The sequence below is a fragment of the [Rhizobium] kunmingense genome, from assembly GCF_977018605.1.
In genome coordinates this window covers 56,973-73,631 of sequence record NZ_CDRNXG010000001.1, presented here as the reverse complement: position 1 = coordinate 73,631, position 16,659 = coordinate 56,973, and the positions used below count along the sequence as shown (strand labels likewise).

Annotated in this window: 19 protein-coding genes; 13 read left to right on the top strand and 6 right to left on the bottom strand. The window is 63.3% G+C overall.

The features are described 5' to 3' along the window. Positions 1 to 26 precede the first annotated feature (26 nt). The gene (locus AC0JZ4_RS00400; RefSeq protein ID WP_471887736.1) at positions 27 to 311 is read left to right on the top strand and encodes a type II toxin-antitoxin system RelE/ParE family toxin; all 285 of its coding nucleotides are present in this window, start codon (positions 27 to 29) and stop codon (positions 309 to 311) included. Next, positions 283 to 603 (top strand): HigA family addiction module antitoxin, encoded by a 321-nt coding sequence (locus AC0JZ4_RS00395; RefSeq protein WP_471884497.1) that lies wholly within the window; start codon positions 283 to 285, stop codon positions 601 to 603. Before AC0JZ4_RS00400 ends, AC0JZ4_RS00395 begins: the two co-directional genes overlap by 29 nt. Positions 604 to 755: 152 nt before the next feature. Here the strand turns inward: AC0JZ4_RS00395 and AC0JZ4_RS00390 are convergent, their stop codons facing one another. Continuing rightward, positions 756 to 3,026: a transglycosylase domain-containing protein gene (locus AC0JZ4_RS00390; RefSeq protein ID WP_471884496.1), complete on the bottom strand. Its 2,271-nt coding sequence runs from the start codon at positions 3,024 to 3,026 to the stop codon at positions 756 to 758. A gap of 178 nt (positions 3,027 to 3,204) precedes the next feature. On the opposite strand from AC0JZ4_RS00390, the gene AC0JZ4_RS00385 reads away from it, so the two are divergent. The 9 genes from AC0JZ4_RS00385 (at position 3,205) to AC0JZ4_RS00345 (ending at position 9,765) form a co-directional block, all read left to right on the top strand. Continuing rightward, complete coding sequence (locus AC0JZ4_RS00385) at positions 3,205 to 3,666, top strand: YcgN family cysteine cluster protein (RefSeq protein ID WP_471884495.1); 462 nt, start codon at positions 3,205 to 3,207, stop codon at positions 3,664 to 3,666. Positions 3,667 to 3,825: 159 nt separating this feature from the next. Continuing rightward, the gene (locus AC0JZ4_RS00380) at positions 3,826 to 4,932 is read left to right on the top strand and encodes a helix-turn-helix transcriptional regulator (protein WP_471884494.1); all 1,107 of its coding nucleotides are present in this window, start codon (positions 3,826 to 3,828) and stop codon (positions 4,930 to 4,932) included. A gap of 109 nt (positions 4,933 to 5,041) precedes the next feature. Further along, positions 5,042 to 5,266, top strand: a complete 225-nt coding sequence (gene relB / locus AC0JZ4_RS00375; protein ID WP_471884493.1) for a type II toxin-antitoxin system RelB family antitoxin — start codon at positions 5,042 to 5,044, stop codon at positions 5,264 to 5,266. Next, positions 5,250 to 5,519, top strand: a complete 270-nt coding sequence (locus AC0JZ4_RS00370; protein ID WP_471884492.1) for a type II toxin-antitoxin system RelE family toxin — start codon at positions 5,250 to 5,252, stop codon at positions 5,517 to 5,519. Before relB ends, AC0JZ4_RS00370 begins: the two co-directional genes overlap by 17 nt. A gap of 94 nt (positions 5,520 to 5,613) precedes the next feature. After that, the gene (locus AC0JZ4_RS00365) at positions 5,614 to 8,433 is read left to right on the top strand and encodes a heavy metal translocating P-type ATPase (RefSeq protein WP_471884491.1); all 2,820 of its coding nucleotides are present in this window, start codon (positions 5,614 to 5,616) and stop codon (positions 8,431 to 8,433) included. Then, positions 8,430 to 8,852 carry a Cu(I)-responsive transcriptional regulator gene (cueR, locus tag AC0JZ4_RS00360; protein WP_471884490.1) on the top strand — a complete coding sequence of 141 codons (423 nt, stop codon included), beginning with the start codon at positions 8,430 to 8,432 and terminating at the stop codon, positions 8,850 to 8,852. Before AC0JZ4_RS00365 ends, cueR begins: the two co-directional genes overlap by 4 nt. 22 nt (positions 8,853 to 8,874) lie before the next feature. Then, entirely contained in the window at positions 8,875 to 9,069 is a 195-nt protein-coding gene (locus AC0JZ4_RS00355; RefSeq protein ID WP_471884489.1) for a heavy-metal-associated domain-containing protein, read from the top strand. 55 nt (positions 9,070 to 9,124) lie between these two features. Further along, positions 9,125 to 9,367: an AbrB/MazE/SpoVT family DNA-binding domain-containing protein gene (locus AC0JZ4_RS00350; RefSeq protein ID WP_471884488.1), complete on the top strand. Its 243-nt coding sequence runs from the start codon at positions 9,125 to 9,127 to the stop codon at positions 9,365 to 9,367. Next, the gene (locus AC0JZ4_RS00345; RefSeq protein WP_471884487.1) at positions 9,364 to 9,765 is read left to right on the top strand and encodes a type II toxin-antitoxin system VapC family toxin; all 402 of its coding nucleotides are present in this window, start codon (positions 9,364 to 9,366) and stop codon (positions 9,763 to 9,765) included. The genes AC0JZ4_RS00350 and AC0JZ4_RS00345 overlap by 4 nt, the downstream gene beginning before the upstream one ends. A 21-nt stretch (positions 9,766 to 9,786) precedes the next feature. Here AC0JZ4_RS00345 and AC0JZ4_RS00340 read toward each other — a convergent pair whose 3' ends face one another. From AC0JZ4_RS00340 to AC0JZ4_RS00330, 3 genes are all read right to left on the bottom strand, one after another. Further along, positions 9,787 to 10,551: an ABC transporter permease gene (locus AC0JZ4_RS00340; protein ID WP_471887735.1), complete on the bottom strand. Its 765-nt coding sequence runs from the start codon at positions 10,549 to 10,551 to the stop codon at positions 9,787 to 9,789. A 128-nt stretch (positions 10,552 to 10,679) separates the two neighbouring features. Beyond that, positions 10,680 to 11,468, bottom strand: coding sequence for an ABC transporter ATP-binding protein (locus tag AC0JZ4_RS00335; RefSeq protein ID WP_471884486.1), 789 nt, complete (start codon positions 11,466 to 11,468; stop codon positions 10,680 to 10,682). Positions 11,469 to 11,708: 240 nt separating this feature from the next. Next, positions 11,709 to 12,740: an ABC transporter substrate-binding protein gene (locus tag AC0JZ4_RS00330; RefSeq protein ID WP_471884485.1), complete on the bottom strand. Its 1,032-nt coding sequence runs from the start codon at positions 12,738 to 12,740 to the stop codon at positions 11,709 to 11,711. Positions 12,741 to 13,049: 309 nt separating this feature from the next. On the opposite strand from AC0JZ4_RS00330, the gene AC0JZ4_RS00325 reads away from it, so the two are divergent. After that, the gene (locus AC0JZ4_RS00325; RefSeq protein ID WP_471884484.1) at positions 13,050 to 13,259 is read left to right on the top strand and encodes a hypothetical protein; all 210 of its coding nucleotides are present in this window, start codon (positions 13,050 to 13,052) and stop codon (positions 13,257 to 13,259) included. Positions 13,260 to 13,435: 176 nt separating this feature from the next. Here the strand turns inward: AC0JZ4_RS00325 and AC0JZ4_RS00320 are convergent, their stop codons facing one another. Then, on the bottom strand, positions 13,436 to 14,443 hold the full coding sequence (locus AC0JZ4_RS00320) for an aldo/keto reductase (protein ID WP_471884483.1): 1,008 nt from the start codon (positions 14,441 to 14,443) through the stop codon (positions 13,436 to 13,438). A gap of 22 nt (positions 14,444 to 14,465) precedes the next feature. After that, positions 14,466 to 14,771: a putative quinol monooxygenase gene (locus tag AC0JZ4_RS00315; protein WP_471884482.1), complete on the bottom strand. Its 306-nt coding sequence runs from the start codon at positions 14,769 to 14,771 to the stop codon at positions 14,466 to 14,468. A gap of 279 nt (positions 14,772 to 15,050) precedes the next feature. Between AC0JZ4_RS00315 and AC0JZ4_RS00310 the strand changes: the two genes are divergently transcribed. Beyond that, complete coding sequence (locus tag AC0JZ4_RS00310) at positions 15,051 to 16,643, top strand: EAL domain-containing protein (protein ID WP_471884481.1); 1,593 nt, start codon at positions 15,051 to 15,053, stop codon at positions 16,641 to 16,643. Positions 16,644 to 16,659 lie beyond the last annotated feature (16 nt).

The following is a 16,659-nucleotide window of genomic DNA, read 5'->3' as shown; positions in this document are numbered from 1 at the left end:
TTATAACGCGAGGCGTTATGGTGATGATGATCAGAAGCTTCGCGGATCGGGAAACGGAGAGGATCTGGACGGGCTTGCGCAGCCGCAGCCTGCCGTCCGATATTCAGGCCGTGACCCTGCGCAAGCTGCGTATGCTCAATCAGGCGCGGGCGCTGCAGGATCTGCGTGTTCCGCCGGGAAATCGTCTGGAAGCGCTGAAGGGCGACAGGGCAGGCAGGTTTTCGATCCGCATCAATGACCAGTGGCGCATCTGTTTCATCTGGACCGAAGGAGGGCCGACGGATGTCGAAATCGTCGATTATCATGACTGAAGCCGAATGGCTGCCCAACCCGCATCCCGGCGAAATCCTGTCGGAGGAATTTCTCAAGCCCATGGCGATCAGCCAGAACGGCCTTGCAAAGGCGATCGGCGTGCCGCCCCGTCGCATCAACGAGATCGTCCTCGGCAAGCGCTCCGTCACCGCCGATACGGACCTGCGGCTTGCCCGCTATTTCGGACTGTCGGAAGGCTTCTTCATCGGCCTTCAGACCGACTACGACCTGATGCAGCGCCGCCGTGAGATGGGCGACGCGCTGGCGCAAATATCACCCAGGGCGGCGTGAATTTCATACGATTTTCGGTATGGTGAATGCGATCGCTGGCGGCTAGCCGTTCAGCCTCAAGACCTCTCGCGAGGCAGGCCCCGTTACGGCGATAACAAGCTGGGCGGGGTTTCTCGTTTCTGCATCCTTGCATGCAGCGAGGCACGCCCCCCTCAAGGCGTCACCGAATTCGTCCTGATCGGGCTGATCCTTGCAGGGGCGGCACCTTGCGCTGCCGTCTGGCGCAATCCGGCACCCGGTCTGGCGGCATCCGCCACCTTATCCGTCCCTGCCACAAGCGGCGGGGCCGTCTTCAGCGCTTCGGCCACCTGTTTCAGCACCCGTGTCGCCTCGGCAGACAGCGAGCGCGGCCGCACCAACGGGGGCAGGGCGGCGGGGTCGCCGTCCTTGGCATTCGCCATCGCCTCGCCCGGCTTGTGCTTTCCGCTCGGCAGCGGGTTTTCGATGCCGGGGATCGGTTTCAGCTCGATGCCCTGATGCGCGTAGTCCATCAGCTTCTTGAACGTCATCGCCGGCAGCGCGCCGCCGGTCATGTTGTCCATCGAGGTGAAGTCGTCGTTGCCGAACCACACGGCCGTCGTGTAATTGCCGGTAAAGCCGATGAACCAGGCATCGCGGTAGCTCTGCGAGGTGCCGGTCTTGCCGCCGGTGACGATGCCGCCATCAAGCGCTGCGCGCCGCGCCGTGCCGATCACCGGGATTTGGGTGAGGATGCGGTTCATCGACGACGTTGCCTGTTCCGAAAGCACGCGTTTCGCCGCCGGTTCGTCGCGGTTGAAATCGTAGAGTACGTCGCCGCCGTAACCGACCACCTGCTCGATCCCGTGCCGGCGCGACTGCATGCCGCCCGAAGGCATTACCGCATAGGCGGCGGCCTGATCCATCACGGTGACTTCCGATGTGCCGAGCGGAATGGTCTTGTCGCTCCGAAGCGGCGTTTCCACCCCCATCGCCTTGGCGGTGTCGACGATCAGCTGCGTGCCGAGCACGTCCTTGGCCAGACGCACCGGAACGGTGTTGAGCGACTGCGCCATCGCCGTCAGCATCGACACGCGGCCCTTGTAGGAGCGGGCATAGTTCTGCGGCGACCAGCCGCGCCAGGTGATCGGCGCGTCGGAAATCATCGTTTCGGGCGTATAGCCGTGTTCCATCGCCGCCGCATAGGTATAGAGCTTGAACGACGATCCGGGCTGCCGGAGAGCCTTTGTGGCGCGATTGAACTGGCTTTCGCCATAGTCGCGACCGCCGACCATGGCGCGCACCGCGCCGCCGGTCTCGATCATCACCATGGCGCCCTGCTTCACCCTGTAGCCTTCGCCGAACTCGCGCAGGCTCGATTCCATCGCCGCATCGGCGGCCTGCTGCAGCCCCATGTCGACGGTGGTGCGCACCACGACGGAACGCTCGCGGATCTTGCCCGCCGAAGCCAGTTTCTGCACCTCGTCGAACGCCCAGTCGAGAAAGTAGTCGGGCGCCTTCACGTCGGCGCGGTCGATCGCGGTCGCCGGGTTGCGCCGCGCTCCGACCACCTGGCCCTCCGACATCATGCCGCTGGCGACGAGATTGGACAGGACGTCGTTGGCGCGCGCACGCGCGGCCGGCAGGTTGACGTGCGGGGCATATTTCGCCGGCGCCTTGAACAGGCCGGCCAGCATGGCGCTTTCCGCCAGCGTCACATCCGTCAGGTTCTTGCCGAAATAGAACTGCGCCGCCGCCGCCGCGCCGAACGTGCCGCCGCCCATATAGGCGCGGTCGAGATAGTAGGCGAGGATCTCCTTCTTCGACAGGTTCACTTCCAGCCACACGGCCAGGAACGCTTCCTTGATCTTGCGCTCGATCGACCGCTCGTTGGTCAGAAACAGGTTCTTGGCCAGCTGCTGGGTGAGCGTCGAGCCGCCCTGCACGACGCCGCCCGCCTTGGCGTTTTCCGTCATGGCGCGGGCAAGGCCGATGAAATCGATGCCGTAGTGGTCGAAGAAGCGCCGGTCCTCGGTCGCCAGAACCGCCTTGATCAGGTGGTCCGGCAATTCGTCGATCGGCACCTGGTCCTCATGGATGATGCCGCGATGGCCGACCACGCTGCCGTAGCGGTCGAGAAAGGTGACGGCGAAATCGCCGCGGTTCTTCCAGTCGTCCTTGGTTTCCTCGAAGGCGGGAAGCGCCAGCGCCAGAAGCACGACGGAGCCTGCCGTGCCGAGCGTCATCGCCTCGCCGGCGATCTCGAAGCCCAGCTTCTTCCAGCCGGTGACGCGGAATTTGCGGGAGAAGATGGTGATCTCCTCCCATATTTCGGTGAGCTTGAAACCGAGATTCCAGACGGTCGAATCGATCCACGAATCGGCGCGCAGCAGCAGGTGGCGCTTTCTGCGCTGATGTTTTTCGTCTGGTTTGCGCTCGTCCTGCAAGCTGTCCCCCCGCGCCATAGAGGCGATGCGTGTGGCCTGACATTGCTCTCGACACGAAACAAGAGCATAAGCTCGCCACGGTTATTCAGCATTAGCTGACAAATGGTTGATGCGCGATTGCAAAATCGCAACAGCAAAGGGACGGATGAGCCTAAAAATTGCTCACTGTCGTGAAAGTGATACCCCGGACGTGACGATGGAAGACCTGCCATTCTGGAAGACGAAACCGCTCGAGCAATTGAACCAGAGCGAATGGGAAAGCCTGTGCGACGGCTGCGGTCTCTGTTGTCTCAACAAGCTCGAGGACTGGGAGACAGGCGACGTCGTCTTCACCTCGGTTGCCTGTCGCCTGCTCGACGGCGAGAGCTGTCGGTGCAGCGATTACCCGAACCGCCAGAAGACGGTTCCCGACTGCATCCAGCTGACCCCGCAGGAAGTGCACGACATCCACTGGCTGCCGCCCACCTGCGGTTATCGGCTGGTGCGCGACGGCGAGGATCTCTACTGGTGGCACCCGCTCGTCTCCGGTGATCCCGAGACGGTGCATTTGGCCGGAATTTCGGCCAGGGGCCGCACCGTCAGCGAGGCGCAAGTCGATGTCGATGATTTCGAAGACTATGTGGTCGAATGGCCGCTGACCGTTGGTCAGAATGCGTAAAGGCCGGCAGCGGAAAGTATTTGATCCGCAAACCGACGCTGTCCTGCGAAAATAAACCGCCACGCGCGTACCGTTTAGGCTATATGTCGTTTGACGGATATACTGGCTTCCGTCAAAGCGATATGAGTATTGCACCGATGGAAGACAGCGAATTTCTCGATGGATACCCAAGGCACTCTCGCAGATCGGCTATATGAAGCGGCGCTCGTTCCCGAATTGTGGACCGAGACCTGCGAACGGCTGGCCATCGAGGCGGGGTCCTCGACGGCGGCGATCTTCACCTTCGACGCGCAGGGCACCCATCGTTACGTCGCAACTCCGAATATCGCCGGCGTCTATGCCGAATTCGCCGTAAGCGAGCTGCGCTTCCGGAATATCCGGCCGCAAAGGGCCATGGAAAAGTTCCCGTTTTCCTTCTGCCGCGATATCGATTTCCTGACCCCGGAAGAGCTCGAGCAGGATGTCATCCTGAAGGAGTTCATCCAGCCTGCGGGCATGCAGTGGGAAGCCGGCTACGGCCTTCAGGAACCGACGGGCCACACGATCATCATCGCGCTGTTGAAGGCGCAGGGGCTCGACAATTTCTCCGCCGAGGATATCGCCCGCCTCAATGCGCTGAAGCCGGATCTGGCGCGTGCAGCCTACATGTCCTCGCGGCTGGCCTTCAACGAGGCGCGCTCGATGACGGAGACGCTCTCCATGCTGGGCCTGCCCGCCGCCGTCATCGGCGATGCCGGCCAGGCGGTGGCAACGAATGCCGAACTGGAAGCACTCGGCCCGCGCATCCGCACCGGCGCCGGCGACCGTCTGATCCTCGACAGCCCCGGCGCCCGCGCCCTGCTCGACGATGCGATCGCCCGCTACAAGGCGCAGGCCGTGCCGGTGGTGCAGTCGGTACCGATGGTCTCGCGCAATGGCGAGCCGCCGCTGATCCTGCATCTTCTGCCGATCCGCCGCGCCGCCCGCGACATTTTCTCGCGCTCCATGGCCGTCCTGGCGGTGACCCAGGTCGGCCAGGTCGGCCCGCCGGACATGCGGGTTCTCTGCGGCCTCTTCGACCTGACCCCGGCCGAAGCCCGCGTCGCCCGCGGCATCGCCATGGCCCACACACCGGAAATGGTCGCCGCCTCCTTGAACATCTCGCTCGAAACCGCCCGCTCGCACTTGAAGCGCATCATGCAGAAGACCGGCACGACCCGGCAGGCCGAACTGGTGCTGCTGCTGTCTGGACTGAATGCACCGGGCATGGGAGAGGGCGGGGCTTAGAGGGGAAAGCACGTAGCGCTCCAAGCTGGTGAGGGACCTGGTTCGGCGGACCCGATCTGGCAGCATCGAACGCAAGGTGCTATACAGGTATAGCACCACGGAGATGGCCATGCTTGCCTTGCGATTACCCCCTGATATCGAGGCGCGCCTCGACGAACTGTCGCGCCGGACCGGTCGCAGCAAAAGCTATTACGCACGCCAAGCCATCCTCGCCCATCTCGATGACCTCGAAGATATCTACCTTGCAACGCAGAGGTTGGAGAGCCTCAAGCGGGGTGATAGCGACAGCGTCCCGCTTTCCGAGGTCATGAAGCAATATGGCTTGGAAGATTGAATTGCAGCGCGACGCGCAAAAGGATATCGCCAAGCTCGGCCACGACAATGCGCGCCGGATCCTGCGTTTCCTTCACGGCCGGCTGGCCCTGCTCGATGATCCCCGTTCGATTGGCGAGGCCCTGAAGGGGCCGGAATTGCAGGAATTCTGGAAATATCGGGTCGGGGATTACCGCATCATTGCCGATATCGAGGATGGCGTCCTGCGCATTCTCGTCGTTCGCGTCGGTCACCGCAGCTCTATCTATCGCTGAGACGATTGGCCTCTTGACCTTCCCATCATGGGAAGCCTTACATGCGGATGCGAAGGAACACAGTCCTGAAGCAGCCAGCCATGAGCAACCGGCAATGAACAGTCACGTCACCCACCCGGCATCAGACGCCGCCCGTCCCGTCGAACCTCTGACCGTTCCGGTCGAAGGCATGCACTGCGCCTCCTGTGTGCGCCGTGTCGAGGCAGGCGCGGCGAAACTGCCGGGCGTCACATCGAGCGCGGTCAATTTCGCCACCCGCAAACTGACGATCGAAACCGGCGAGGGTTTCGACCCGCACGCGCTGGACAAGGTGATCCGCAAGCTGGGCTTCGAGATACCGGAAGGTGCGCTCACCGAGGCTTTGCGGGAGGCGGGGTTTGCGGCGACTGATGCGCGAGAGGCATTAAATCGTAAGGTAGAGACGGCATCGTCCGCATCCTCTTTCCCGTCAGAGACAGCCCCGCACCCTGACCCCAGTCGAGGCGACCCGCGTATCTCGTCCGTCCTCGCCCCCCCTGTAGACGGGGCGAGGGGACTTGCCCCACGCGAAGACGAGGACGAGGTCGAAGATGGGGCAGGGGCGGTGCCGCACATCTCCTCCTCCCCGTCACAAAGGGGAGAAGGTGGCGGCAGCCGGATGAGGGGCGCCGCCGACGATGCCGGCAGCGCCGGGGCTGGCAATCATCGCCACGCCGCCAGCCATCATCACCAAACGACATCCGGCTCCGGCCATGGGCAGAGCCATCATGGCAGCCGCGATCAGGCGGACCGGACCCAGGGCCGCCATCACGCCACCCACATCCACCACCACAGCGAAACCGCCGCCCTGAAGCGCGATCTCCTCATCGCCTTCCTTCTCACCCTGCCGCTGTTTGCTCTGGAAATGACCGGCCATGTCTACGCGCCCTTCCACCACTGGCTGATGGGCGTCATCGAGACGCAAAATCTCCATTACCTCTACTTCGCGCTCGCCACGGCGGTGATCGTCGGGCCCGGACGGCGCTTCTTCCGCCTCGGCCTGCCGGCACTTCTGCGCGGTTATCCGGAAATGAACTCGCTGGTCGCCGTCGGCGTCGCGGCGGCTTACGGCTATTCGCTCGTCACCACATTCGCCCCCTCGCTGCTGCCCGCCGACGCCCGCCATGTCTATTACGAGGCGGCGACCGTCATCGTCACGCTGATCCTCTTCGGCCGGCTGATGGAAGCGCGCGCCACCGGCCGCACCGGCGCAGCGATCGAAAAGCTTGGCCGTCTGCAGGCAAAGACCGCCCGCGTCATCCGCGACGGGCGCGAGATCGACGTGCCGACCGAAGAGGTCATTTTGGGCGATATCCTCGTCATCCGCCCCGGCGAGCGCATTCCGGTTGACGGCACGGTGATCGACGGCCAGTCGAATATCGATGAATCGATGATCTCCGGCGAACCGCTGCCGGTTCGAAAAGCCGCCGGCGCCACCGTCATCGGCGGCACGATCAACACCACCGGCTCGCTGCGTTTCGAAGCCACGAAGGTCGGCCGCGATACGATGCTTTCCGGCATCATCCGCATGGTCGAGCAGGCGCAAGGGGCAAAGCTGCCGATCCAGTCGCTGGTCGACCGGGTGACGACATGGTTCGTGCCCGCCGTGATCGCGCTGTCTGCCGTCACATTCGCCGTCTGGTACGTGCTCGGGCCGGAGCCGAAGATCACCCATGCGCTGATCTCCGCCGTCGCCGTGCTGATCATCGCCTGCCCCTGCGCCATGGGGCTGGCCGTGCCCGTCTCGATAGTCGTCGGCGGCGGCAGGGCGGCCGAACTCGGGGTGCTGTTCCGCAAGGGCGCCGCCTTGCAGGGGCTTGCCGATGTCAAGACCGTCGTCCTTGACAAGACCGGCACGGTGACGAAGGGCAAGCCCGAACTGACCGATTTCATCACCGCGGATGGTTTCGCCGAGGCCGAAATCCTGCCGCTTGTCGCGGCCGTTGAAGCCCGCTCCGAACACCCGGTCGCCGCGGCGATCGTCAAGGCGGCCAAGGCAAGGGGGCATGTGATCGACAGGGTCGAGGCCTTCGAAAGCATCACCGGCTACGGCATCCGGGCAAGCGTCGAAGGCCGCGACATTGCCATCGGTGCGGATCGCTACATGGAAAAGCTTGGCCTGTCGGTCGCCGCCTTTGACGAGACCGCCTCCCGTCTGGCTGACGAAGGCAAGTCGCCGCTCTATGCCGCGATCGACGGCAAGCTCGCCGCCATCATCGCCGTCGCCGATCCACTCAAAACCTCGAGCGTGTCGGCCATCCGGGCGCTCAAATCGATGGGCATCACGGTGGCCATGGTCACCGGCGATAACCGCCGCACGGCAAACGCGGTCGCAAGCCAGGTCGGCATCGATCGTGTCGTCGCCGAGGTGCTGCCGGAAGGCAAGGTTGCGGCAGTGGAGGCGCTGCGGCACGGACCCTTCTCCCCGTCATTACGGGGAGAAGGTGGCGGCAGCCGGATGAGGGGCAGCGTTGCGGGCAATGCGGCTTCGATCCAACCAATGATCGGCAATCTCCCCCCCCGCACACTCGCCTTCGTCGGCGACGGCATCAACGATGCGCCGGCACTGGCTCACGCCGATATCGGCATCGCCATCGGTACCGGAACGGATGTGGCGATCGAAAGCGCCGATGTGGTTCTCGTCGGCGGTGACCTGACCGGCGTCGTCGCCGCGATTGCGGTGAGCCGCGCGACGATGAAGAACATTCGCCAGAACCTGTTCTGGGCTTTCGGCTACAACGTGGCGCTGATCCCGGTCGCCGCCGGTGCGCTTTATCCCGCCTTCGGCATCACCCTGTCGCCGATGATCGGCGCCGGCGCCATGGCGCTGTCGAGCGTCTTCGTGCTCGGCAATGCGCTGCGGCTGAAAACCTTCAAGACGGAGGAAACCGCATGAATATAGGTGAGGCCTCGTCCGCCTCCGGCGTATCGGCCAAGATGATCCGCTATTACGAACAGATCGGCCTGATCGCGCCCAAGGGCAGGACCCAGAGCAATTACCGTGTCTATGGCGAGGACGAGGTGCACATCCTGCGCTTCATCAAGCGCGCCCGCTCGCTCGGCTTCTCGCTGGAAGAGACCGAGACGCTGTTGAAACTCTGGCAGGACAAGAGCCGGGAAAGCTCGGCCGTCAAGGACATCGCCACCACCCATATCGCCGATCTCGAACGCCGCATCACAGAGATGCAGGGCATGGTGAAGACGCTCAAGCATCTCGCCCATTGCTGCGGCGGCAACCACCGCCCCGACTGCCCGATCCTTGATGATCTGGCAGGCGAACATCCCGTGCCGAACCACCGATTTCCCCGCCCCTGATTTCAACCGAGGAGTTTTTGAAATGACAGCCCTGTTCACCGTATCCGACATGACCTGCGGCCATTGCGAAAAGAGCGTCCGCGCCGCCCTTGCCGAAGCGCTCCCCGGCGCCGCCGTCACCATCGACCTTGCCGCCCATACGGTTGCCGTCGACGGCGACAAGGCGGTCGCCGAGGAGGCGATCCGCGAGGCAGGCTACACGCCGGAAGCGGCTTGAAGCGGATCTGCCAAAGTAATACCTTTGATCGCAGAGACATTACGGAGGTCGTGGCATGACGACAGTGACGTCCAAAGGCCAGGTGACGATACCGAAGGAAGTGCGGGATCTCCTTGGCATCGCTCCCGGCAGTCAGGTGGCATTCCATCGCACGGCGGAGGGAAGCGTCGAGCTGAAGCGCGTCGACGGTGACGTTCCACCCAGCCGTTTCCAGCGTCTTCGCGGCCATGCCGGCAAGGGGCTTGATACGGACGCGATCATGGCTCTGCTACGCGGCGAGGACCAGAGTAAGCCATGACGCTGGTCGACACCAACGTCCTTCTCGACGTGGTGACAGCTGATCCCGTCTGGGCAGGCTGGTCGATCAGCCGGCTTGAGGCAGCAAGCCTGGAAGGGCCACTTTTCATAAACGACATCGTCTATGCAGAGCTTTCCGTGCGTTATCAGCGTATCGAAGATCTCGACAGCTTCATCAGGCAGGCCGAACTCGTCGTCGAACCCATGTCCCGCGCAGCCCTGTTTCTCGCCGGCAAGGCGTTTGCGCAGTATCGCGGCGCCGGCGGCAGTCGCACCGGAGTACTGTCCGATTTCTTGATCGGCGCGCAGGCGGCGGTTCTGGACCTTCCCCTGCTGACACGCGATGTCGGCCGTTACAGGACGTATTTCCCGACCGTGAGGCTCATCGCCCCCGCCTGAGCCAACCTCAATTCGCCACTGTCAATTCGCCATCGTCGAGCGGTGCGCCCAGCCGGTCATGCGGCGTTCGATCAGCGCCATCAGGGCGTACATGGCGATGCCTTCGACGGCGAGCGCCAGGAGGCCGGCAAAGACGAGCGGCACGTTGAACTGGCTCTGCGCCGAGGCCATCATGTTGCCCAGCCCATAGTTGGAGGCGACGGTTTCGGATAGCACCGAGCCGACGAAGGCGAGCGTGATGGCGATCTTCAAGGAGCCGAAGAAGTAAGGCATCGAACGCGGAACGCCGACTTTCAGCATGATGTCGATCTTGCGCGCCCCGAGCGCCCGCAACACGTCCTCCGTCTCCGGCTCGATCGTCGCAAGACCCGTTGCGACATTCACCACGATCGGGAAGAAGGAGATCAGGAAGGCGGTGATGACGGCCGGAATGGTGCCGATGCCGAACCAGATCACCAGAATGGGCACGACCGCCACCTTGGGGATGGCGTTGAAGCCGATCATGATCGGGTAGAGCCCGGCATAGATCGTCTTCGACCAGCCGATGAACAGGCCGATGGCAAGCCCGCCGACCACCGCCATGCCGAAGCCGAGCGTGGTGGTAAACAGCGTCTGCGCCGAGTTTTTCAGAAGCGGCGACCAGTACTGCACGACCGCCTGGAAGATGCGGCTCGGAGCCGGCAGGATGGTGACGGGCATCGCAAGCCCGCGAACCAGCAGTTCCCAGGCAAGGAACAGGCCGATGGTGAACAGCCACGGTGCCGCCTTGACCCAGTTGATCCGCATCGGTGGTTTTGCGGCGGGGGTGGCGTCAGTCGCCCGTGCCGGAGACGGGACGGCAGCCGCAGGGGCGAGGGAGGCAGCCGGGGAGGCGGTGGTTTCGGTGGTCTTGATCGTCATGCCGTCACCCGTGCTCATGCCGTCACCCGTGCTTGCGCGATCTCGCCATGCAGCTGCTGCACCAGATCGTTGAATTCGCTGCGATACATGATCTCGAGCTCACGCGGCCGCGGGAAGGGAACCGTGTGCTCCTTCAATATGCGCCCCGGTCTGGCCGACATGACGAAGATCTTGTCGGCCAGAAACGCCGCTTCGCGCAGGTCGTGGGTGACGAGCACGATGGTGACGCCCTGCGCCGCATGCAGGTCGCGGATCACGCACCACAGCTCCTCGCGGGTAAACGCATCGAGCGCCCCGAACGGCTCGTCGAGCATCAGCAGTTCCGGCTCGTGGATCAGCGCCCGGCACAGATTGGCGCGCTGCTGCATGCCGCCGGAAAGCTGCCACGGATATTTCGCCCCGAACCCTTTCAGGCCGACGAGTTCGAGCAGGTGCTCGGCCTTCTCGACATATTCGCGTTTGTTGGCGCGCAGGCGGTGCCGGTGCTTTTCGACGATCTCGAGCGGCAGGAGGATGTTTTCCAGCGTCGTGCGCCACGGCAGCATGGTCGGGTTCTGGAACGCCATGCCGACGATCGACACCGGCTTGGTCACATGCTGGCCGGCGACGATGACGGTACCCACCTGCGGAATGTGCAGGCCGGTGACGAGCTTCATCAGTGTCGACTTGCCGCAGCCGGACGGCCCGACGACGGCGGCGAAGTCTTGCCTGTCGACGCGCATGGTGAGGCCCGATACGGCCAGCGTGCCTTCCGCACCGCCATAGCGCATGTCGACGTCATCGATGGAAACGAGATGGGGCATGGGTGTTCTTTCGTGGTCGTCGAATGCAACGGCGGATCCCCTCACCAACAAAATCTAAGACTTAGCCTTCGGCTAAATCTTGATTTTGTATCCTCTCCCACAAGGGGGAGAGGTAGGGCGCCGGGGATGCCGCTGGCGCTGGTATCTCTCCCCTTTGTGGGAGAGAAAGCGATTTCAACATCTTAGCTAAAGGCTCAGTGTTAGAAATCGCAAGTGAGGGGATCGGCCGCAAGCACGCCCTTACGGCAGCATCCGCTCCGCCTTCTCCGGCAGGAAGCTGGCGTCGAATACCTGCTCGGCCTTGACCGCGCCCTTCAGCCCCATCGAAACCTTCAGCGTCTCGATCGAGGCGGCAAGCCGCGTCATGTCGACCCCGCCGATGCCGTTCTCGACCACATAAGGGGTCTTGATGTTCATCGCGTTCGCCATGGTCAGGCGTTCCAGCTCGATCTCCGGGTTGAGCGTTTCGTTGCGCTCGAGAACCGCGTCGACGCCTTCCTGCGGGTTGGCGACGGCCGCCGCGAAACCCTTGGCGAGCGCCTTCATGAAGCCCTTCACGGCCTCCGGGTTCTCGGCGGCGAAATCGGTATTGATCAGCACCGCGTTGCCGTAGAGGTTCAGCCCGTGCTCGGCCATCAGGATGGTGGCGATATCGTCGTCGGCGATGCCCTGTGCCTTGAGGTTCAGGATGACGGAAAAGGCGAAGCCGAAGACGGCGTCGACGTCACCCCTGGCCAGCATCGGCTCGCGCACCGGAAAGCCGATGGATTCGATGGTGATCGCGCTGTCGTCGATCGAAGCCACTTCCTTGAAAGCCTTCCACTGGGCGAATGCGCCGTCCGGCGGCGGGGCGCCGAGCTTCTTGCCCTCCAGCGACTTCGGCTCGTCGGTGATGCCGAGCGACTTGCGGCCGACGACCGCGAAGGTCGGGCGCTCATAGATCATCATCGCCGCCTTCACCTTCTGCGACGGGTCCTCGTCGAGGAACTTGATCAGCGAGTTGATGTCGCCGAAACCCATCTGGTAGGTGCCGGTGGCAACCCGCGGAATGGCTTCGACCGAGCCGTTGCCGCTGTCGATCGTCACGTCGAGGCCTTCCTCCTTGAAATAGCCCTTGTCGATCGCCAGCAGGAAGCCGGCGGCCGGGCCTTCGAACCTCCAGTCGAGCGTGAACTTGATGGCGGTGTCGGCGAATGCCGGCGCGGCAAAACCGCAGGTCGCGGCAATCGCGGCGGCTGCGGCAAGCTTCGACAGGTGTCGGCGCGTGAACATGAAAGGTCCCCCTGAAGTTGTTATAGCCCATAAAGAACGGGAATCGGCTACACGCGCAAGTGTTATTTGCTCAATTTATGCTCATTGTTTTGACTGGCTAATTTAACGGCATGGGCGCCTAAAATAGATGCTGCCGCGACTGTTCCGCTCGCATCCGGCAGGCCGGGAAGGCTGCCGGCGGACGCAGGGCATGCGATGGTCGCGGCATCGCGCCATGACGACAAGAAAATGACGGTCATCCCCTAAATGGGGCATGACGGGCCTGTCTCGCCGGTTATGTTAGTGTTTCATTAACCAAGGGGATGGGCTGTGGACAATCTCTATCGTTACCTGAATGTCTCCTGCAGCCTGTCGAAGGTGTTGCTCCTGGCAGCGATTGTCTTCGCGGCCGGGCTGGTGACCGGACATGGCGTGTGGTGGAGCTTCGGCTATACCGTCGCAGCCCTGCTGCTGATGCAGATTGCCTATTTCGCCATCGTTGCGGCGATGATCTTGCGAGAGCGCGAGCGGCGCGACTGAAGGATGCAGATGGCCTGAAATGGCCGGGGATGGCTTGACCAGCTGTGATCGGCGGACGTGACAGGCAAGCCTGAAAAGGCCGGCAGCGATAGCGAGTTACCGAGGGGCGGTACGTGAAAGACCCGGCAGCTGGGGGGCGGCCGGGTCTTTTGTGTTTCGGGCATGGGCCGCAGGCGTTACGCCGGCAGCGGTGCGGCCGGGTTGACCAGCTTTTCGGCGCGCAGTTCGCGCCAGAAATCGGCAGGCACCGTCTCCTTCAGCGCGGCACTGTCCTCGGCGATGCGCGAGGGCTGGCTGGCGCCCGGAATGACGGCGGCGACGGCCGGGTTGGCCAGCGAGAATTGCAGGCCGGCGGCCTTCATGCTGACGCCGTGGCGATCGGCGATCGCCTTGATATTCGAGATCTTCTCCGCCATCGCCGGCTTGATCGGCGCATATTCGAAATTCGGTCCGCCGACGAGCGCGCCGGAACTGTAGGGACCGCCAACGACGATGCCGAGGCCGCGCTCGGTCACCATCGGCATCAGCCGCTGCAGGGCGCGATCATGGTCGAGCAGCGTGTAGCGGCCGGCCAGCAGAAAGGCGTCCGGCCTCGGCTCGTCGAGTTCCAGCAGAAGCTCGATCGGCTCCACCTTGTTGACGCCAAGCCCCCAGGCCTTGATCACGCCCTCGTCGCGCAACCGGTCGAGTGCCTTGAAGGCGCCGCCCCGTGCTTCCTCGAATTTTTCCAGCCACCGGTCGCCCCAGAAATCCTGGGCGAGGTCGTGGACGAAGGCGATCTCTATACGGTCGGTCTTCAGCCGCTTGAGACTGTCCTCGATCGAACGCAGCGTCGCGTCGTATCCGTAATCGTTGACCACCTTGTTCGGTCGCCCATGGGCAAACACGCCGGCCTTTTCGCCCTGGTCGCGAGCGCTGACATCCTCGATCTCGTCGAGGATGACCCGGCCGACCTTGGTGGAGATGACGTATTCGTCGCGCGGCTTGCCGGCAAGCGCATCGCCCATGCGGATCTCGGCGAGGCCGGCACCATAGAAGGGGGCGTTGTCATAGTAGCGGATGCCGTCCGTCCAGGCGGCTTCGACGGTGGCGAGCGCTTCGTCTTCCGGGATGTCGCGGAACATGTTGCCGAGCGGTGCCGCACCGAAGCCGAGCCGGCTCGGCAGAATATCCTTGAGGGCCATGATGGAAAAATCCTGTGTTCCGTCAGCCGAGGTTTTCGGGCGCGAGCACATGGGAGGTCCGCTCGGCCAACGCGTTGATCTTCGAGGCGTAGTCCTTGAAGTGGGGTGTCTGCCGGTGGGCGTCAACCGCGCCGAGGTCGATATAAAGTTCGTCGAGCACGAAGCGCTCGGGAACGGCCGGATCGCGCCACACATCCCAGCGCAGGTTGCCCGGCTCCGCCCGGCAGGCGGGCGCCATGGAGGCAAGCAACGCGGCAAGCTCGTCCGACTTGCCGGGCAGGGCGACGAGTATGGCAATGATCTTGGCGGGGGTCGTATCGAGGGTCATGATGTCTTCCTCCTTGTGGTGATTGCCGGGTCCGCTGGCGTCCCTCGGCCGTCTCTTTCGTGTCTGAAAACGGGGGCGGCTGTCGCGCGGCATAGTGCCACTACCCGAGGTTTGTTCGTGACCTGCCGGCATTGCCGGCAGGTTGCAGACACCCCGGAAATGCTGGCGAAGGGGCGGCGCGCGCGCAATTTCCTCTTCCGAAATTTAGTGGATCATGGTGGTAATCGCATTAACGAAATCAGCCTATCGTCGGCTCATCGAACGGGGACGGTCACAGGAATGCGCGCGCGACGATATAGGGTAATCGCTCTGGGGGCAGTGCTGGCCATTGCCGGGGCGATCGTGCCTTTGGCGACGATGGCCTATGTGTCCTGGCAGCTCGCTATCGACAAGGAACTGGAAGTCCTTCACGACGTCGGCCACCGAGCCGTCGACAGGGCAGCGCAGACCTACAGGGAAGCCAGAAGCGCGCTCAACGAGATGGAAGCCTCCACCTTCGAACGCTGCGCCCCGACCCATATCGCATCGATGCGCTTGCTCACCCTCAACAATGATGCTGTCAGCGAGATCGACTATGTGGAAGACGGGTCGATCAAGTGCAGTTCCTGGGGGCGGGTGGCAAGGACCATTCCCCAGCCCGCGCCTGCTTTCGAAGAGGCCGGCGGGCTGAGCATTGCCTTTGACGTGCGCCCGGTCGACGGTATCGCCCAGCGCATGACGGCGCTGCAATTCGGCAGTCATATCGTGCTGGTTCCGCCGTCCCGGTTCATCTCCGTCGGCATGATGCCGCAGGCTTCCCTGGCGCTTTTTGCCCGCTCCGGGCATCTCGTCAGCAGCCGCAACGAGATCGATCTCGGCTTTGCCACCCGCCATCTTGAGGGCGAGCAGCGTGGTGTCGATGCAGAAATGCTGTTTGCCCGCGTTGAGGGCGACGGCATGAGTGTGGTGGTGGCGCAGCCGATCAGCGTCCTTCATGCAGGTCTCAAGTCGGAATTCCTGCTGCTTCTGCCCGTCGGCCTGTTCATTTCCGCCTTCATCGTCGGCATCGTCATCTTCATGTCCAAGCGCCGGCTTTCGCCGCGCGCGGAACTGGAGACCGCGGTCCAGAGACGCGAATTCATCGTTCACTACCAGCCGATCATCGACCTTGCGACGGGCGTCTGTGTCGGTGCGGAAGCGCTGGTGCGCTGGCGCCGCCCGAACGGCACGATCGTGCGGCCGGACCTGTTCATTCCGCTTGCCGAGGAAACCGGCCTGATCAAGCCGATCACCGACCTCGTGGTCGACGCGATCGTGCGGGAGCTAGGCCCGGTTCTGGTCACGGACCGCGGCCTGCATGTGGCGCTCAATCTCTGCGCCGACGACATCAGGACGGGTCGTTTCATCGACATGCTGGCACAAAAGCTGGCCGGCACCGGCATCCGCAACGAGCAGATCCTTCTCGAGGCTACGGAGCGGGGCTTCATCGATATCAATGCGGCCCAGGAGACACTGGCCCGTGCTCGCGCGGCGGGCCATACGGTGGCCATCGACGATTTCGGCACCGGCTATTCCAGCCTGCAATATCTGCAGGGCCTGCCGATGGATGCGTTGAAGATCGACAAGTCCTTCGTCGACACGATCGGCCGCGGCACTGCGACGAGTTCGGTGACGCTGCATATTATTGAAATGACCCGCGAACTTGGTCTCCTGTCGGTTGCCGAAGGCGTGGAAACGCAGGAGCAGGCAGATTATCTGCGAAAGCACGGCGTCTGTTTCGGTCAGGGCTTTCTGTTCTCGCGTCCGGTCGATGCGGCAACCTTCATGGCCTTCCACAAGGCCTCGCGCGAGGCGCATGGCCCGGCCCCGGAAATCATCCGGGCCGCCGCCTGAACGCCGCGGAATACTG

Excerpts from the sequence above, each read along its gene's own strand:
- AC0JZ4_RS00365 (WP_471884491.1), top strand. The coding sequence starts at position 5,614 with ATGAACAGTCACGTCACCCACCCGGCATCAGACGCCGCCCGTCCCGTC.
- AC0JZ4_RS00370 (WP_471884492.1), top strand. The coding sequence starts at position 5,250 with ATGGCTTGGAAGATTGAATTGCAGCGCGACGCGCAAAAGGATATCGCC.
- AC0JZ4_RS00355 (WP_471884489.1), top strand. The coding sequence starts at position 8,875 with ATGACAGCCCTGTTCACCGTATCCGACATGACCTGCGGCCATTGCGAA.
- AC0JZ4_RS00400 (WP_471887736.1), top strand. The coding sequence starts at position 27 with ATGATCAGAAGCTTCGCGGATCGGGAAACGGAGAGGATCTGGACGGGC.
- AC0JZ4_RS00340 (WP_471887735.1), bottom strand. The coding sequence starts at position 10,551 with ATGCGGATCAACTGGGTCAAGGCGGCACCGTGGCTGTTCACCATCGGC.
- AC0JZ4_RS00380 (WP_471884494.1), top strand. The coding sequence starts at position 3,826 with ATGGATACCCAAGGCACTCTCGCAGATCGGCTATATGAAGCGGCGCTC.
- AC0JZ4_RS00315 (WP_471884482.1), bottom strand. The coding sequence starts at position 14,771 with ATGACCCTCGATACGACCCCCGCCAAGATCATTGCCATACTCGTCGCC.
- AC0JZ4_RS00390 (WP_471884496.1), bottom strand. The coding sequence starts at position 3,026 with ATGGCGCGGGGGGACAGCTTGCAGGACGAGCGCAAACCAGACGAAAAA.
- AC0JZ4_RS00345 (WP_471884487.1), top strand. The coding sequence starts at position 9,364 with ATGACGCTGGTCGACACCAACGTCCTTCTCGACGTGGTGACAGCTGAT.
- relB (WP_471884493.1), top strand. The coding sequence starts at position 5,042 with ATGCTTGCCTTGCGATTACCCCCTGATATCGAGGCGCGCCTCGACGAA.
- cueR (WP_471884490.1), top strand. The coding sequence starts at position 8,430 with ATGAATATAGGTGAGGCCTCGTCCGCCTCCGGCGTATCGGCCAAGATG.
- AC0JZ4_RS00385 (WP_471884495.1), top strand. The coding sequence starts at position 3,205 with ATGGAAGACCTGCCATTCTGGAAGACGAAACCGCTCGAGCAATTGAAC.
- AC0JZ4_RS00330 (WP_471884485.1), bottom strand. The coding sequence starts at position 12,740 with ATGTTCACGCGCCGACACCTGTCGAAGCTTGCCGCAGCCGCCGCGATT.
- AC0JZ4_RS00320 (WP_471884483.1), bottom strand. The coding sequence starts at position 14,443 with ATGGCCCTCAAGGATATTCTGCCGAGCCGGCTCGGCTTCGGTGCGGCA.
- AC0JZ4_RS00395 (WP_471884497.1), top strand. The coding sequence starts at position 283 with ATGTCGAAATCGTCGATTATCATGACTGAAGCCGAATGGCTGCCCAAC.
- AC0JZ4_RS00310 (WP_471884481.1), top strand. The coding sequence starts at position 15,051 with ATGCGCGCGCGACGATATAGGGTAATCGCTCTGGGGGCAGTGCTGGCC.
- AC0JZ4_RS00335 (WP_471884486.1), bottom strand. The coding sequence starts at position 11,468 with ATGCCCCATCTCGTTTCCATCGATGACGTCGACATGCGCTATGGCGGT.
- AC0JZ4_RS00350 (WP_471884488.1), top strand. The coding sequence starts at position 9,125 with ATGACGACAGTGACGTCCAAAGGCCAGGTGACGATACCGAAGGAAGTG.